Genomic DNA, 17,153 nt, shown 5'->3' with positions numbered 1-17,153 from the left:
CACTAATGACTCGTTTCGGTCCATAATTGCCAATGGTCATCCACCTGGTACTCGATGGCGTGGCGGAGAGCTCGCTGGGTGTCGGCATCGACATCATCAGTGCCGCCGCACGGCGGACCTCCAGTGGGCTGGCGCAAGTTGCCGGGCCAGCGAAGCTGCTGCGTCAGCGCGTCGTGTCACTCGATGGCCAGCCGGTGCGTTCCGGTTCAGGCCGAACCATCGCGGTCGATGGCGCACTGAGTCTTCGCGGCATGGGCGCCTCGGACGTCCTCGTGGTGCCCGGCATTTTCTCCGTCACCGAGCAGTCCATTGAATCCTTGCTGGCACAGGATTCGACCAAGCGTGCGGCAACAGCCCTCGCATGCGCGGCAGCAAAGGGAGCGATGCTTGCCGCGTCGTGTTCCGCCACTTTTATGCTGGGCGCAGCGGGCGTATTGGATGGCAAGCGAGCGACGACGACATGGTGGCTTGGGCCTGAGTTCGCACGCCGCTTTCCCGCCGTCTCTTTGGACACTGACCGAATGGTTGTCGAGACGGCTCGTGTACTTACTGCCGGATCGGCTTTCGCACATGCGGATCTGATGCTGGCAGTGCTGGCGCGCATCACCACGCCATCGCTGGCCCAGTTGGTCGCTCGTTATCTGGTCGTCGACAATCGACCGTCGCAAGCACGCTATATGGTGATGGAGCACCTGCGCGTGACCGATCCGGCGCTACAGAAAATCGAGCGATTCATCACGCAGCACATCGACCGACAGATCACGCTGGATGAATTGGCCCAGTGCGCCTCTGTCTCGCCCCGCACACTCGCTCGCCGCGTACATGCGGGACTGGGCATGACGCCGAACGAGCTAGTGCAACGCCTCCGGGTCGCACAGGCCGCGCATCTGCTAGAAACCAGCAATGCTTCCGTTGAGGAAGTTGCCACGCGCGTGGGGTACGCCGATCCGGCAGCGTTCCGGCGCATATTCAGACGCTATACAGGCGCATCCCCGCGAGGCAGGCGCTGACGACACGGTCACGCTCTCACTCGAACAGGTTCACGATGCTCTGATATTTCTCGATGTACCACCGATTCTCGTTGTTGTATCTGGGGATCGTGACGGGACGGACGTCCGTGCCGTCCGATTTCCAGACACAGGGACAACGCACCGAAGTTCCTGCGAGCTGCACTCCCGGGCGGCTGAGCTGGTCGAGCTTGACCTTCATTCGAGTCAGGACACCGTGGAGCTTCGTGACGTTTCTGGGACCGCCGTTGTACGCGGCGACGGGAAAGATACCCAGGACGGTCGGGTTGTCACGATACGCGCGGCGAATGTCCGCCCGCATTTGCGCCAGCTCGATATCCAGCAGGCAGACGGCCGCTTTCATGGCGTTCAGCAGATTCGTCGCCCCGCTCTCGAAGACCGGGTCGAGATTTGCGCCCCGGCAGCGCCTGACCACGAGCGAGTAGGTCCCGTTGCCCCTGCGGTTGGTGAATTGCATTGGCCCCAGTGCATTTGCGCTCGAGACGCTGTACCGATACGCCTCCTCCTGCTTGAGCCCGTATTGGCTCAGCACCTCGTCGAAGGCGACCGCCTGCTTCTCGACGTAGTCGGCATCATCAGTCTGCTCGATGACAGCAAGTGTCGTGATGACCGACAGAGGAATGGCATCCGCCAGCAGTTCCCCGGGAAAGGCCGCACTGCGCACCTGCGCGAGACGCAGCTCTTCGATTGCCTTGCTGGCCGTGGCGACCAGAAACTCTTTGCCGCTGCTGACGAATCCCGGATCGAAGGTGTCTTCGGTGAACGGTAGATAGACGATCGGCTTCGCAGTCTGAACGACCGCGCGCCACTGCCCGCGCTTGAGCAGGTCGTTGTCGAACACGGGAAACTTGCGTCCGTAGACCTTCAAGGGTTCCCCGTCCTGGGAAAAGGCGAACATCAGCCGCTCGGCTCCGGTGCCCTTCACGTGCCGCGCCTGAATACCGGGTGTGATGGTGCGAAAGGGCAAGGGCTTCCGACCGGGTCGCCAATTGATCGGTGGACGCGGCAGCTCGATGTGAGCGACGGACCATTCCCGCTTCGTATCGCTCCACAGCGCAAAGGCTACAGGGCGACCGCGGAGCACCTGCCTCCTGCCTTTGCCAGTAAAGACATATTGGAGCTCGACGTCATGTAGCAGTGTCTGCGCCTCGGCGACGAGATCGTGGATCACCTGGTGAGGCTCGTTGCGTCCCTGAACAATGACCTCTTCGGGTTTCTCCGATTCCGCAACGACCAGGGGAACCTCGCCCTCCTCTTGCTTCGAACCGCCTTCCGCGACGATGGCAGCGGTTTCCACAAGCGCCGCCGCCTCGGCCGTGGGGACGAGCACTGCGTCGGTCAGCGTCGGCTCTTCTTCATTGGAACCTCCTGTGGTCGCGCATCCAGCACAGAGCAGCGATACCAGGATGAGGGTCAGCGCAGCCTTTTTCATCATGCTCAGCTTTTTTTCATGACTTTTCGGCGCAGTCAAGCTTACACAGCCGATCGAAACGAGACGGGCGCGAGCCTACTCGCGTTTCAGGCGGCACCCGCGGATACTCTGAGTCATCGCCCAATCCCGGACCTGGTGAGATGACGCAATCGGCTTTCAGTCGGGACTTTGCCAGCGCTCGCACTCGCTTTCGTGAAGCTGCCGCTGCGGCCGGCGCCAGTCTCGACACGCACACCTATCCGATGTTCGGCCCGAGCGGAGAAGACTTGAGTACAGATGTCGCGTGGATCGGACCGCGCGATGCCGAGAATGTCTTGGTCACTGTATCCGGCACTCATGGTGTCGAAGGTTTTTGTGGATCGGCCGCGCAGATCGATTGGTTGAGTCGAGGCGAAGCGTCGCGGTTGCAACCTACCACGGCGGCGATGCTGGTACACGCGATCAATCCTTACGGATTCGCCTGGTTGCGTCGTGTCACGCACGAGAATGTTGACCTGAACCGCAACTGGATCGACTTTTCCGGCGCGCTCCCCCATCGACGCGAGTACGACGACATCGCCTCAGCACTCTGTCCCAGCGAATGGACCGAGCAATCGCGAGCTCAGACTTGGGCGACGTTACGCGGCTACATCGACAAGCATGGCCTTCCTACCTTCGTCGAAGCGGTGAGCGGCGGGCAATACCATCATGCTCGAGGTCTTTTCTATGGCGGTATCGCGCCGACCGCGGCGCGCCAGACACTGGAATCCATTTTCTCCGCCCGCCTGTCCGCAGCGCTACGCGTCGGCATCATCGACTATCACACTGGACTTGGCCCCTGTGGGTACGGCGAGTTGATGGTAAATGCGCCGCTCGGCAGCGACATGTACGAGCGAGCGCGTTCTTGGTATGGAGCAGCCGTCACCCCGGTCGGGGGGCCCGACTCCGCCTCCGCAACGATCGGCGGCGATTGGCTCTCAGCAGCTGCGAAACTATTACCCAATGCGCTCGTGAGTGCGCTTGCCATCGAATTTGGAACCGTGCCTTTATTGCAAGTTCTCGATGCATTGCGCGCCGACAACTGGCTGCATGCGCACGGCAATCCAGAGGCATCCTGGCCGAACCCGATCAAGCAGCAGATTCTGAGCGCGTTCTACGTCGACAGCGATCTGTGGCGCGGAATGGTGCTTGGACAGTCTTTAGCTGTCTGCAGGCAGACGATTGCAGGCTTGCAGTCGCATTGACGGCGACAGTCTGTTCACACGCGAAGGACAGGCGTCGCCAACGAAGCGACGCCGTCCATCATCACATCGCGGCTTCGTCAGTTGCGAACCTTGGCGATCTCCTTGGTCAAGGTCGCGTTGGCATCATCGCCATCCAGCGACCACGAGAACAAGCCGCCCAGCCCCAGGCTCTTCACGTACGCCGCCTTGGTAGCAATGACCGTCGCATCGTCGAAGCTCCAGAACTCGGTGCCGTTGTAAGTCCATAGCTGCTTGGTCACCGGGTGATAGAACTTCGGCGCGTTGCGGGGCGCGAGCACCTTGTAGTCCTCGATGCCCTGCTCATACGTGCCACGCGCCGGGCCGCTTGCGGGTTGATACAAACCATTGGTGCCACCGCTGGCGACACCGGTCCAACCGCGGCCGTAGTAAGGAATACCGACCATCAACTTGCTGGCCGGCACGCCTGCAGCCAACAGTTTGTTGATGGTGGTCTCGGTCGCGTACGTCTTCACCACGCCCGTCGCCGGATTGTTGGGATCCATGTACAGGTTGGATTGGAAGTTGGTCGGCCCCTGCGCTTCCCACCCGCCGTGGTAGTCGTACGTCATCAGATTGATCCAATCCAGGTGCTGCGAATACGCGCCCGGCTCGGTATTGTCGATCTTGTCCGCGCCGGCGCCCGCTGCGATCGTCAGGTAATACTGACGGCCGGTTTGGGCAGTCAACGCACTCAATTGACGACGGAACTCCGCCAGCAGCAGTGTGAAGTTGGCTTTATCCTGCGGGCTCACCGTGTTGTAGGGCTGACCGCCACCGCCCGGATATTCCCAATCGATGTCGATACCGTCGAACACTCCCGCCGCCGCACCGACACCGCCAGCGCCGTCCGCGACCGGCAGGTTGCCTTTCAAATAAAGATCGATGCATGACGACGCCATCGTCTGGCGCTGCGCGGCCGTCATCGAGAAGCGGCTGAAGTTCTTCGACCACGTCCAGCCGCCGAGCGAGATGAACAACTTGATCTGCGGATTACGCGCCTTGAGCTTCTTCAGCTGATTGAAGTTGCCCTTGAGCGGCTGATCCCACGTGTCCCCCACGCCGTCCACGGAAGTCGCGGCGTCATAGGACTTCTGATAATCGGCATAGCCGTCGCCGCCATCGCCGTTGCCACTCTCGGCGCGGGTAATGATGTTGCAACGACCGTCGTCATACACATTGCCGAACGCGTAGTTGATGAACGTGAGCCTGCTGGCGGCACCGCTGGTCTCGATGTTCTTGACGTGATAGTTGCGACCGTAGATACCCCACTGGGTGAAGTACGAGCCGACTTGTTTGCCGCCGCCGCCCGTATTGCCCGTGCTCACCACGACAGTGACATCGTCGGTCCCGGTCGCGCCCAGATTGTCTGTGACGGTGAGACGGAATGTGAGCGACGTGCTCGTTGTAACTTGCGGAGCCGTGAAAGTCGCTGTCGCACTGGTCGCGCCATTTAGCGTCACGGTAGGTCCGCTGGTTTGTGTCCAGCGATACGAGGCGATGCTGCCGTCGCTATCGGTGCCCGAGCCTTGCAGGCTGACAGCCGCGCCTGGAGACACGGAACGATCGGGGCCCGCGTTTGCCGTCGGCGGCTGGTTGGCGCCACCGGTGCAATCCTGCAGTTTGCGCCACACGTCCCATTCGCCGGACCGCGTCGCCGGGTTTTCATTCTGCGTCCACCACTTCGCCTCGTAGGCCGCGCTCTGATGCGTAACGCGATTGCCTGCCGTGTAAACCGCAGCACTGCTCCATGCCGGCGAGGAGCATGGTGCGGTCTGAGCCATTGCGGACGATGAATACAACGCCCAGGCGATCAGGGTGCCGAGCCCCGCCGCCAATTTTCTTGGAACGCGCTCAATCGATGTGCTCACAACAAATCCCTCCGTAGTAGATAGCCGATCGATCCCGGATCACAGCTGCGCATGCGCCCGCGGTCTGACGCCGCCTGGGGCTGTTCGAGCCCTCCTTGGACTCGATAGCGCGTGAGTGCGTGGCTCCGCCACGTAGGTCCAATATAGTACCAATAACGAACCAAAGCCAAGTTTTGTCGCCGAGAGAAAATTAATTGTCAATTTTCAAATGATTATGGGGATGTGCCAGCTGCTGGCGGCGCAATGGTCCTATATTGGTATTCTTCTGGAACAGCCCGACTTCAGTTTCGTAACATCCCTTCCTGCAAGCGCATGGTCCGACGCGGCTCTCTCCGCTCGGGAGCAGAAGAGACCGCGGCGCTCAACCTCACTTCGAGACGAAGATGTAGAAGCCCACACTCGCCTAATACGCGAGTGCCCGCGTCCTCCGCGCGGATATAGACATTCAGGTCCATCGAGAATGTCATCATCGCGGTGGCATAGGCCGATCTGCCGCCGGCTGAGTTCATATCTATCCAGTAGCGGTTACCGCAGGTGCCGACGGACTGGGCGGTGACAAAAAAGAACGCCGGCGCGTAAGCGCCGGCGTGACACACACGACCAGAGGGAAAAGCCCGTGTGTGGTTTGAGGCTCGACGCCCCTAACTCAATCGAACCGACCGCGCAGTCCAACCATCACGACCCGACCCGAGTCGTAGTAGCTGAAGGCCGCGTTCGAGAACTGCTGATACGAGCGCCGGGTCGTTTCGTTGATGTTGATCACATCGACGGTGAGCTGGGGCACCAGCTTCGACCAGCCGAACAACTCCGAAAAATCGAAGCTCGAGGAGAAGTCGTACTGCGTGTAGTCGTCGCCGAACAACTCGGCGCCGACCACGCTCGACTGATTGCTGTTCGGGCCGCTATTCTGCGCGCCCTGGCTATGAGTGACCGACACGCGCGCGCTGATACCTCTCTTGTCGTAATAGAGAGTCGCGTTGTAGCTCTCAGGCGGCACACCCACTGCAATCGCAGGCGCGCTGCCTTCGCCCTTCTGGTCGATGATGGTGTAGTTGGCCGTGAAGCCGAACCCATCGAGCGCGTTCACGAAGGTACCGAGCGGCTGCACCCAGTTGAACTCCAGGCCGTTGATGGTCAACCGGCCGGTGGCATTGACGGTCTGCCGCAGCTGGACCGGCGCAGCCAGGCCACCGCGCTGATTCACCGCCTGCAACTGTTGCGCGCCGATGGAGTCGAGCGTGATGCCGTACACCGCGAGGTCGCCGAACGTCACGTTCTGCACCAGCTGCTGCGTGAAGCCATCGATGCCCTTGCGGAACGCAGCGGCACCGAAGTAACCCTCGTTGCCGGTGTAGTACTCGAAGCCCAGATCGATGTTATCCGACAGATACGGATCGAGCTGAGGGTTACCGAGATTGACCTGCGTCACGTCGGCGTTGGGGATCGACACGCCGCCGAGCATGGCGCTCGGGTTGGGACGAGTCATGCTCCGTGACAAACCGGCACGCACCACCGCGTTGTCCGTCAGGTTCCACGCCACGTTCGCCGACGGCAGCCAGTTCTCATAAGTCGAGTCGGCCGTGGAGATGTCCACCAGATCCGGCAGCCGCTGGCCATCCGGGAGGTTCAGGTCGCCATTGGCCGGGTTGAACGAAGTCACGCGCGAAGTGATCGCCTGATCGGTGCGCACCCAGCGCACGCCGACGTTGTAGCGCAATCGATTGTCGCCCACCTCGAGATCGCCGTTCACCTGCGTGAACAGGGCCGTCACGTCTTCGTCGATCGAACCCCATTGCGCCGTCGACGGCGTCGCGCCCGCTTCGATCGCGTTGGCACGAGCGTTGTCGTAGTTCGAATCGCGACGGAACTGATTCCAGTTGACGGTAGCCGCTCCGTATCGCGACGGACGCAGGTAATTCGGCACGGCGCTGTCGGGAATGAGCGAACCGCCAAACGGTCCGGCGTAGGTCGGATAACCGTTGGTGCCCGGAGCGATCTGAGCAGCGGTGTCACCACGGCACAGGGGCTGGGTGTTCGGATTCAACGCGAAGTTGGCGGGATTGCCGCCGCACACCTGTGCCTGCCACAGCGCATCGGCCGCGGACGGACGAATGTCTCGCGAAACCTGGTCGAATGCGCCACCGCCGCTGACGCTGAAGGAGCTGTCGCCCCAGGTCACGGCGAAGCGAGCGCCAGCCGTTTCCGTCTCGCGATATTCGTCCTGCAGGTTGACGCGACCCACGTCCACATTGCTGCCATTGGGCGCATTGCCACGATCGGTCGCCAGCCAGCCCCAGCTGTTGGGATCGTTCAGATCCAGGCTGGAAGTGATGGTCGGCGTCTTGCCGCCCTGATTGCTGTAGTGGACGGTGGTGGTGTCCGAGATGAACAGCACCGTCGAGGCCTGACGATCGAACTCGCTCTTGGTGTAGTTGCCCTGTACGTCCAGGCTCAACTTATCGGTGATCTGCCAGGTCATGCCGGGGTTGGTGCCCCAGAACTCAGACTTCTCGATGTAAGGCCGATATTCGAGCATGAACTGCGAGTTCGGGAACACACCCGCCGTAGCGACGCAGCCGTTGAGGCAGTCGTCGCGATCGACCTGAAGCTGCGTCGGAATGGGACGGCCGCCCTGGCTGCCCGCACGGACCGCCCAGGCAGTCGCCTGGCGATCGAACTCGCTGTCCATCTTGCCGTACATCGAGTCGAGGAAGAACTGCATGTTCTCGGTCGGACGGAATTCCAGGCTCACCACCGCGTTGTAGCGATCGCGCTCGCCCTCTTCGAACATCGTGCGGCCGAGTCGCGGGATCACCGCGTTGTCGATCTGTTGCGTGGTGAGGCCAGGGTTGTTCGCCAACAGGAACGCCCGATCGATGGTCGCACCCGGAGTGAGGCCCGCTCCAATCGTGCTGGCATTGTTGGGCACCACAATCGGGGTATTGGGACCATTGCCGCCGGTCGTATTACACGGCGCAGTGCCGCCGCCGCACTGTGCCTGCGTCAACGCCATGCTCGCCCAACCCACCGTCTCGAAACCGGTGGTCGCGATCAGGTTGCGAACTGCAGTCACGCCGGCCAGCACACCGAACTTGTCCCAGGTATTGCTGGCGATCAACGAAGCACGGCCGCCCATGTCGTTGCCGTTGCTGTTGTCAGTGCCCTGCAGCGCATACGTCACATGTGCGCCTTCCTTGTCGAACGGCCGCGCCATGCGCATGTTGATGGTACCGGCGGCGCCACCTTCGACCAGGCTCGCCGACGGCGTCTTGAACACTTCCAGCTTGGAGAACAACTCCGGCGGGAACATGTCGAGCTGCACCTCGCGATTGCCGCCCGAGCCTTCCTGCGGAGCCGCGGCGACCGCGACCGGCGCGTTGTTCAACAACACGCGCGTGAAGTTCGCGTTCAAGCCGCGAATCGCGACCGTTGTGCCTTCGCCGCTGATTTCGCGGCTGATCTGGATACCGGGAATGCGCTGGAAAGATTCCGCGATGTTGGTGTCCGGAAACTTGCCGATGTCCTCGGCAAAGACCGAGTCGACGAAGCCGATCGCTTCGCGCTTGGCGTCCGTGGAATCCTGCAGACTTTGACGGAAGCCCGTGACGACCACTTCCTCGAGCTCTTGAGTCTGCGGCGCCTGCGCGTTTGCCGTAGCGCCGGCTGCGAACATTGTTACCGCTACCGCATAAGTGCGATGACTGCCAAGTAGCGCTTTCCGCTTGGACATAGATTCCCCCAACATTTGGTTATTCGAAGCCCTGACCGCCGGGTGCCTGGCCGCAATCCCGTGCGGTTTTTTCCTGCGATTTGGTGCTCAGGTCGCCTTAACCGGTCCGACCATGGCTAAAACATTTGTCAGACCATAGCTCAACAACTGGCCTGACCGCAAGAGAATCTTGGTAGCGGTACCTCACTGACCGATTTCGAGCCGATCAGCGCCATCCAGGTACGTCCGGGCGGAAAATTTCGCCACTTGCGCGCCTTGGCGAGGGTCCGGGAGCTTGGGCAGGTCTGGCCAAACGCATCTAGCGGCCGGCACATGCGCATATATTGGCCAGACCAGTTCCGCAGAGCGCGCGACCATTGGACGCGGGATCAGAGCCCAAGCTACTGGCTCTGTCTCCGTGGGCGAAGGGAATGCGGATCGATTCGACCGCCGCGAGAAGGAGGACTGCGGGCACGCCCTCTTCGATTCCTCGAAGAATGGCACCAAGCGATTCTGCTCGACGAAATGTCAGAGTCGAACGAAGGTCGCCCGGTTTCGCCCGCGGCTACGTTGATCGTGGCAACCGGGGTCGCGCACGACCGAGGACGCTTCTGTCGCCCTCATCTTGCGCCGCTAGAGCATTGCGCCGTCGGTCCGGATATCGTGGGTGCAATGGAACCCGCACGCCAGTTCCACGAGTGCGCGCCGGCTTCTCGACGGCGGCACATGATCTGCTCATGCAGCTCATACATGCCGGGCATGAATTGTTTCGAGAGCCGCGGCGTCTCGCCCAAGTTCATATATGTGCCGTTCGGCGCGAAAGCTTCCCAGGCAGGGCCGTTTGTTGCCAATGGCCGGCCGTCACGCGCGAAGCTGGTCCAATAATCGAGCATCGCGCCGGCAAACTGTCGCTCGCCCGTCGTGTCCGGGATCGCCGGCCAGCCCGCGGGAAGGTGCTCGAACGTTCCGAACACGAACGGCACCTCGCTGGCATGAAACGCCGTCAGGTCCGCAGCGGCCGCGCTCGGATAATCGTGATCGAAGTAATAGAGAAAAGCGTTCTGTCCGATGGCGGCCTGAGTCCGCACCAATCGCTCGGCAGCCCAGCCGAAAACCACATCGCGCGTAGCCGCCAGTTGCGTCTGTTCCAGATCTCGCGGCGGATAGAGCCGAAGATAGTCATCCGCGAGATCGCCGTAACGCACCTTTATTTCGTTCGCGTATGTCTCCGCGCTGGCCGGCGCCGGAGGCATCAGGAAGCGAAGGCTGCGAATCTCACCACTGGTAAACCCCGCCATCAGCGGCACTGGGGCCTGCTCACCGCGATCGAACGTATCGACGAGTTGGCGCGGCAGAACTCTGCCATCGATTGTTCCGTACGGCGCGTATCCCGCGGCAGCAGAGGCATCGACGAGTTCTCGCGCCCCCATCGTTCGCAGTTTCGCAATCCCGGGAGCGCCAAGCTTGGTGGCAAGCGCAACGCCGATACTCTCGGCCGACTGCTCCTCATACCGCGCATTTCGCAGTTCGGGCATCGTGAACAGATATCCGCTTTGCGCAATTGCCCTATCAAAGAGCCCGCGCGCCGCTGGAGATGCCAGCAGATACTCGACACTCAAGGCGCCAGCGGATTCGCCGAAGATCGTCACATTTCGTGCATCACCTCCGAATGAGGCGATGTTCTCACGCACCCATTGGAGTGCTGCGATCTGATCCAGCAATCCATAGTTCCCAGAGACATCGTCCGCCGACTCCTTGCTGAGCTCGGGATGGGCGAGATAGCCGAGCACGCCGAGCCGATAGTTTATCGACACCAGGACGACGCCTCGTTTGGCGAACTCGCGGCCGTCGTACATCTTGGACTGCGCCGTCCCCCAGATAAGAGTGCCGCCGTGAATCCACACCATGACCGGCGCATTGCGAGCGTCAGCCGGCGCGGTGACGTCGAGCGTCAGGCAGTCCTCATTCATCACCATCTGCGTGCCGCGGTCATAAGGACCTGCCGCCATCGCGGGTTGCATGCACGCCGCGCCGGCTTGTTGGACCGCACGTTCCCCGCTCCATCGCGGCATCGGTGCGGGAGGACGCCACCGGCGCTCACCTGTTGGCGGCAACGAATAGGGAATCGCGCGAAAGACGTTCGCATCTCCCTCGCGTATACCGCGCACAGTTCCCGCAGGCATGTTCACGACAGGCGCGGCCCCGCTCGCTGCAACGACGGATGTGTCCGAACATCCGCACAATAGGGCGTAAGCACCGACGAAGAATGCGAAAGAGAGCGACCGAAGTTTCATCGCGCACTTTCTCCTGTGAGCGTTTGGGATTTGTTGATCCGGTGGGCGAGCGCGAGGAACAGCAGCGCCGCGATCAGATACATTGGCGCCAGCGCGAAGAATGCAGTCTGCAGCGCGTGAACACCGTAACCAGGTTGGAAGAAGTCGCTCGCCATCCCCACATACGTCGGCCCCAGGCCGAGACCGATGAAGTTCATCACCAGCAGCAGCAACGCCCCTGAAATCACGCGCTGATCGGGATGCACTTCACCCTGCACGAAAGTCACCGTTGCAGACAGGAAGAACGAGTTCAGAAACATCGGAACGCACAGGAAAATGAGCGCCAGCTGCCAGTGCGGCGCCCAGACGAAGCCGAGAAAGAAAGGCAACGCGAGCACCAGCGAGATTGCCGGGATGACGGCGTAAGCCGCCTTCGTCCGGGCACCGAACCTGTCGATGAGCCGTCCTGAGACGTAGATACCGGCGCTCATGGCCACGCCCACTACCAGCGCATACCAGATCGCGACCTCGCTCAGCTGCATGCCCTTCTCGCGCATCAGGAACAGCGTTGCGAAGTTGCTGATACCGTAAGTGATGAAATTTGCCGCGCCACTCGCAACCGACGCGAGCAACAGGATCGGATTCGAGAAGAATCGCGTAATGGTCGAGACGAAGCCTGCAGGCGCCGCGCTTTCGGTCGGCGCACCGATCGCAGCGTCGTATCCACCACGCCTCGGCTCGGGGACGACGATGTAAACGACGATCGCAGTGACGACGCCGACTGCGCCAATGACGTAGAACGGCAGTCGCCAGTCGAAGGCTGCAGCGAGCGAAGCGCCGAAGGCGACTCCCAGCGCCGACCCGAGCGGTGGCCCCAAATTGAAGATCGCCATCGCGGAGCCACGCCGTTCACGCGGAAAATAGTCGGAGATGATTGCGTAGGACGGCGGCACTCCGCCAGCTTCGCCGACTCCGACTGCCATGCGTGCGATGACCAATTGACCGTAACTGCCGGCCATTCCGCACGCAGCAGTCGCCCCGCTCCAGAGCGCGCACGCGATCGACAGCACCTTCATGCGATTCGTGCGATCCGCCAGCCAGCCGACCGGAATGGCGATGGAGCAGTAGAAGAGCGCGAAATAGAAACCCGTAATCCGGCCCAGCTGACTGTCGCTGATCTGCAGAGCATCCTGAATGGGCTTGGCGAGGATGGAGATCAGCTGCCGGTCCAGGAAGTTGAGCACGTAGACGAAGCACAGCATGCCGAGGACCAGCCCGGTCCGCACGGGGCGCGCAGCGGGCGTGTCGCCAACAACCTCCACGCTCATGCCCTGCCCTCCTGCCAGGCTTTCGCGCGCGCCTTGTACCATGGCACGACCTCGGGATTGGCGATCGCATCGAGGTTGAAAACCTTCGCAATGGGCCATCCCTGAAACAGACGTTTGACGGGCAGCTCCTGCTTCTTGCCGGTCAACGTGCGAGGTATTCCCGGCGCGTGAATGAAATGGTCCGGGATGAAGCGAGGTGACAACGCATTGCGGATTGCCGATGCCATGGCCGACTGCAACTCCGCATCCAGCTGGCGTCCTTCCACGGGAACGACAAACATCAGCAGCTTGCTATCGCCCTGACCGTCTTCGATATCGATGACCAGACTGTCGAAGACCTCGTGCAAATGCTCCACGGCGGAATAGATATCGGCAGTCCCCATGCGCAGCCCGTGGCGATTGATCGTCGCGTCGCTTCTGCCGGTAATCGTGCAGCTGCCGTCGACCTCGATCTGCAACCAGTCGCCGTGTCGCCAGATGCCAGGCCACTCTCCGAAGTAGGATGCACGGTACCGGCTGCCGTCTTCGTCGCCCCAAAAGTAAAGAGGCATGCTGGGAAAAGGACGCGTGCAGACGAGCTCGCCCACCTGCCCGAGAACGGTGCGCCCTTCCTCGTTCCATGCTTCTACAGCGGCGCCGAGATGGCGGCATTGAAGCCTGCCCGGTGTGGCGGGCAATTCTCGATTGCCCGCCAGAAACGCCGCCGCAAGATCGGTCCCGCCACTGATATTGCACCACCAGATGTTCGAGCGACCGATGGCGTCGAACTGATCGACACCCCAGCGCTGAACATCAGCCGGCAATGGCGAGCCGGTGCTGCCAAGCGCGCGTACCGCGCTCAAATCTCCAGCGTCGCCGATGGTTATTCCAGCCTTGCGACAACTGTTGAAGAACGCGGCACCTGCGCCAAACCAAGTCACCCGATGACGTGCGGCGAAAGCCCAAAGCGCGCGCCAGTCGGGCTTGCCCTTGGCTCCACCAGGCGAGCCGTCGAACAAACAAATCGTCGTACCTCCCAGCAGCGCGCCGACCTGCAGATTCCACATGACCCAGCCGGTGGCGGTGTACCAGTGAAACCGCTCCCCGAAGTTGTTCGGCGCATAGCTCGCGCCCAAGTCGAGATGCTGGTGGCCGGCGCATGCCGAGACGATGATGCCGCCGTGTCCGTGCACGATCGCCTTGGGCAAACCGGTCGTCCCGCTCGAATACAGGATCCACAGCGGATGATCGAATGGCAGCCATTCCGGCTCGAACGCGGCAACCTCATCGTCGTCTCGTGACAGCGCAATCTCGAGATCGCTCGAATCGGGAACGAGCGCCTCGCCATGCCCGGTCTGGAGGACCAGAAGCGCCACGACGCTCGGCAGCTCCCGCCGTATTTGCGTGACGGTGGCGCTGCGATCCATCGCCCTGCCGCCATAAAATACGCCGTCGACGGCAATCAGCGCCCTGGGAGACGTCTGTCGAAAGCGGTCGAGCACGGCAGGCGTGCCCATGTCGGGCGAGCACACCGTCCAGATCGCACCCACGCTGGCGCAAGCAAGCAGAGCGATGACCGCTTCAGGAATGTTGGGAAGATAACCTGCGACGCGATCTCCACGACGAATGCCGTGACGGCGCAATTCCAGCGCCAGCGAAGCGCTTCGTCGCCGCAGCTCTTTCCAGCTCAGCTCGGTGACCTCGCCCCTCTCGTTCTCCGCAACGATTGCCGGCATGTTGGCCGCTGCGGCGAGCTCGACATGACGAAACACCTGGCGCGCATAGTTGACCTGCGCGCCATCGAACCATGGGGTACCTGGCATCGCCGAGCCATCCCCCACGGCGCTGAAGGCCGTGGGGGATTCGAGCTGATGGTAGTCCCAGATGCTGCGCCAGAAGCCCGCCAGATCCGTCGTCGACCACTGCCACATCGCCGAATAGTCCGCGAACGTAAGGCCGTAGTTGCGCTCGAGCCACTCTCGGTAAAGCCGCATTTGCGGCATCGGTTCATCGTTCGGCATTGGGCGCGTTAGAACCGATGGCTGAGCGTGACACCATACTGACTCGGCGCACCCAACTGCCCGACACGGGCCGGAACAGTATCGCTCGCCGACGTCACAGACTGACTCACATAGCGCTCATCGAAGGCGTTGCGAATGAAGGCCGTGAGCGACCAACGCTGGTCCTGCGTGCCGATCGCAAGCGAAGCGTTGAGCAGCCCGTAGGAATCCTGAGTATTGAGAGGATTGTTGAACAGATCGAAATAGATTTCGTTCTGCCACTTGTAGTCGGCCCGCGCCGTAACCTCCAAGGTGCTGGATATTGGCAGGCTGTATTGGCCCGATACGCCGAACTGCCACGTTGGGGCTTGCGGCAGGCGGTTGCCGGTCAGATCCTGCTCGCCCCGTTCCGGATAGATCGGATCGATACTCGAGAAGCGACCGAACTGCGCGTCCAGCCAGGTCGCCGAGGCCTTCAGCCGCAAGCCGCGAAACGGAATCGCTTCGACATCCAGCTCGACACCCGTAATCCCTGCCGATGCGGCATTCTCGACTCTGGGATATCTCACGTTGGTTTGCGGATTGATTCGAAACAGCGTCTGCTGCAGGTTCGTATAGTCGGAATAGAAACCGGTAACGCCCATGCGCAGCGCCCGGTCGAAGAAAGCCGCCTTCAGACCGGCCTCGTAGTTCCAGACAAACTCCGGGTTGAACAGATTCACGGGCTGGGACACGTCGCCGAACGTATTGAATCCGCCGGACTTGAAGCCGCGCGACGCGCTCACGTAGAGCAGCGTGTTGTCGTTGGGAACATAGTCGATGACAAAGCGCGGCGTGAACGCGCCCCAAGAGTCGTCGGCGGTTCTCACGACGTTTGCACCGATGACCTGCGCGTCCATCTCGAAGTCCTTCTCATCGATCGTGTAGCGCCCACCGACGGTCACGCGCAGGCTGTCCGTCAACTGATGCCGCAGCTGAGCGTAGACGGCATAGGAGTCGAGTTTCTCGACCGGGTGATAGACGAACCCAGCGATCAGCGACGGCGGCACGCTCAGAATCAGCGGCTGGCTGGACTCTCCTTGCATGTAGAACGCGCCGACGATGAGATCGGTCGTGCTGCTCAGGTCGGCGGTCGCGGTCAGGTCCTGGGTGAACTGATTCACACGGATGGCAATGTAGGGGAAATCCGAAAAATCGCCGGTGGTGCCGTCATTGTCGGTGTCGGTCATGACGAGCTCGTGCCTGATATAACCGCTCGTCGAGGTGAGCGCGACGCTCGGACTCACGTCCCAATTCGCGATCAGAATCGATTTCTGGTTTTTGGTATCGCGCTGATCCGTGCGATTCATGTACACGACCCGCCCTTCCAGATCGTTTTGCGGCAACCCCAGCGCTTCGACGGCCGTCGGCCTGTCGGGGCGCGCACGTCCCAGTACGGTTGCGAAGGCAGCATCGCCACGATCCCGCGTCGCTTCGAAGATGGCGCGCACAGTGAAATCGTCGGTGACTTTGCCGAGCAGCGACGCTCTCACCTGAGTCAGATCGGTATCGTTCTTGTCGATGCCGAGATAGTCGTTCCTGAGCCAGCCATCGGCCTCTTCTTTTTGGAATGCGACCCGAGCCATCAGGCGATCGGAGACGAGCGGGCCGCTGAAAAAGCCTCGCACTCCCAAGCGATCGTATTCCCCGGCGGTGACAGCGATCGCACCGTCGAAGTCGCTGGTCGGCTGGTTGCTATAAACATTGATCGCGCCGCCGGTTGCGTTGCGCCCTTCGAAGGTGCCTTGCGGGCCGCGCAGAACTGCGACTTGCGAGACGTCCAGGAACGTCCCGTCCATCATGAAGTGATTGAGCAACGGCACGCCGTCTTGCGAAACCGTGACGCCCGATTGACTGCCGATGTCCTGGCCTGCCTGACCAATGCCACGCACGGCGATGAACACATTGCCGAACCGTTCACCGAATTGCAGGCTGGGGGCAAGCTGCACCAGCTCGCCCACGCTCGATACGCCAGCCTCCTGCAGCGTATCTCCCGAGATAGCGGTAATCGCGATGGGCACGTTCTGCAACCCTTCGCTGCGCCTTTCGGCCGTGACCACGATGTCTTCGATGATCGTGGTATCTCGATCTGCGCTTCGCGCTGGCTCCTCCCGCGTCTGGCTCTGAGCCTGCACCTGGGCGGTGAGCCCGAATCCATAAAGGAGCGTCGAGGCCCCCAGGTACAGCATTTTGCCGCGCAGCTTGGCGGTGCGATTCAGTTTCATCCCCCGTCCCCCTCTTCTTGGTTTCGTC

The 17,153-nt window shown here is 61.5% G+C and carries 10 protein-coding genes; 3 read left to right on the top strand and 7 right to left on the bottom strand.

All coding sequences use genetic code 11. The features are described from left to right. Positions 1-32 precede the first annotated feature (32 nt). Positions 33-1,010: a GlxA family transcriptional regulator gene (locus D0550_RS14450; RefSeq protein ID WP_116809891.1), complete on the top strand. Its 978-nt coding sequence runs from the start codon at positions 33-35 to the stop codon at positions 1,008-1,010. Between the two features lie 16 nt (positions 1,011-1,026). On the opposite strand, the gene D0550_RS14445 is transcribed toward D0550_RS14450, so the two are convergent. Then, the gene (locus tag D0550_RS14445; protein WP_153067169.1) at positions 1,027-2,463 is read right to left on the bottom strand and encodes a hypothetical protein; all 1,437 of its coding nucleotides are present in this window, start codon (positions 2,461-2,463) and stop codon (positions 1,027-1,029) included. A 137-nt stretch (positions 2,464-2,600) separates the two neighbouring features. Here D0550_RS14445 and D0550_RS14440 point away from each other — a divergent pair, with 137 nt between their 5' ends. Next, the gene (locus tag D0550_RS14440; RefSeq protein ID WP_116809889.1) at positions 2,601-3,683 is read left to right on the top strand and encodes a M14 family metallopeptidase; all 1,083 of its coding nucleotides are present in this window, start codon (positions 2,601-2,603) and stop codon (positions 3,681-3,683) included. A 77-nt stretch (positions 3,684-3,760) separates the two neighbouring features. Here D0550_RS14440 and D0550_RS14435 read toward each other — a convergent pair whose 3' ends face one another. Then, positions 3,761-5,572, bottom strand: a complete 1,812-nt coding sequence (locus tag D0550_RS14435; protein ID WP_206606287.1) for a glycosyl hydrolase family 18 protein — start codon at positions 5,570-5,572, stop codon at positions 3,761-3,763. A gap of 646 nt (positions 5,573-6,218) precedes the next feature. Continuing rightward, positions 6,219-9,302: a TonB-dependent receptor gene (locus tag D0550_RS14425; RefSeq protein ID WP_116809887.1), complete on the bottom strand. Its 3,084-nt coding sequence runs from the start codon at positions 9,300-9,302 to the stop codon at positions 6,219-6,221. Positions 9,303-9,699: 397 nt separating this feature from the next. Between D0550_RS14425 and D0550_RS36830 the strand changes: the two genes are divergently transcribed. Beyond that, positions 9,700-9,855: a CGNR zinc finger domain-containing protein gene (locus D0550_RS36830; protein WP_206606286.1), complete on the top strand. Its 156-nt coding sequence runs from the start codon at positions 9,700-9,702 to the stop codon at positions 9,853-9,855. 46 nt (positions 9,856-9,901) lie between these two features. On the opposite strand, the gene D0550_RS14415 is transcribed toward D0550_RS36830, so the two are convergent. Genes D0550_RS14415 through D0550_RS14400 form a run of 4 tightly spaced genes read right to left on the bottom strand, consistent with a single transcriptional unit; the run spans position 9,902 to position 17,125 of the window. Next, entirely contained in the window at positions 9,902-11,575 is a 1,674-nt protein-coding gene (locus tag D0550_RS14415; protein WP_116809885.1) for a carboxylesterase/lipase family protein, read from the bottom strand. Further along, positions 11,572-12,882, bottom strand: a complete 1,311-nt coding sequence (locus tag D0550_RS14410; RefSeq protein ID WP_116809936.1) for a spinster family MFS transporter — start codon at positions 12,880-12,882, stop codon at positions 11,572-11,574. Before D0550_RS14410 ends, D0550_RS14415 begins: the two co-directional genes overlap by 4 nt. Then, on the bottom strand, positions 12,879-14,864 hold the full coding sequence (locus tag D0550_RS14405) for an acetoacetate--CoA ligase (RefSeq protein ID WP_414717296.1): 1,986 nt from the start codon (positions 14,862-14,864) through the stop codon (positions 12,879-12,881). The genes D0550_RS14410 and D0550_RS14405 overlap by 4 nt, the downstream gene beginning before the upstream one ends. Before the next feature lie 26 nt (positions 14,865-14,890). Beyond that, positions 14,891-17,125: a TonB-dependent receptor gene (locus D0550_RS14400; RefSeq protein WP_161965826.1), complete on the bottom strand. Its 2,235-nt coding sequence runs from the start codon at positions 17,123-17,125 to the stop codon at positions 14,891-14,893. Between the last annotated feature and the right edge of the window lie 28 nt (positions 17,126-17,153).

Source organism: Steroidobacter cummioxidans (genome assembly GCF_003104955.1).
This window is presented reverse-complemented; position numbering and strand designations above follow the sequence as displayed.

What these genes read in the sequence shown, in the direction of transcription:
- D0550_RS14450 (WP_116809891.1), top strand. Translation starts at nt 33, where the DNA reads ATGGTCATCCACCTGGTACTCGATGGCGTGGCGGAGAGCTCGCTGGGT.
- D0550_RS14445 (WP_153067169.1), bottom strand. Translation starts at nt 2,463, where the DNA reads ATGATGAAAAAGGCTGCGCTGACCCTCATCCTGGTATCGCTGCTCTGT.
- D0550_RS14440 (WP_116809889.1), top strand. Translation starts at nt 2,601, where the DNA reads ATGACGCAATCGGCTTTCAGTCGGGACTTTGCCAGCGCTCGCACTCGC.
- D0550_RS14425 (WP_116809887.1), bottom strand. Translation starts at nt 9,302, where the DNA reads ATGTCCAAGCGGAAAGCGCTACTTGGCAGTCATCGCACTTATGCGGTA.
- D0550_RS14415 (WP_116809885.1), bottom strand. Translation starts at nt 11,575, where the DNA reads ATGAAACTTCGGTCGCTCTCTTTCGCATTCTTCGTCGGTGCTTACGCC.
- D0550_RS14410 (WP_116809936.1), bottom strand. Translation starts at nt 12,882, where the DNA reads ATGAGCGTGGAGGTTGTTGGCGACACGCCCGCTGCGCGCCCCGTGCGG.
- D0550_RS14405 (WP_414717296.1), bottom strand. Translation starts at nt 14,864, where the DNA reads ATGCCGCAAATGCGGCTTTACCGAGAGTGGCTCGAGCGCAACTACGGC.
- D0550_RS14400 (WP_161965826.1), bottom strand. Translation starts at nt 17,125, where the DNA reads ATGAAACTGAATCGCACCGCCAAGCTGCGCGGCAAAATGCTGTACCTG.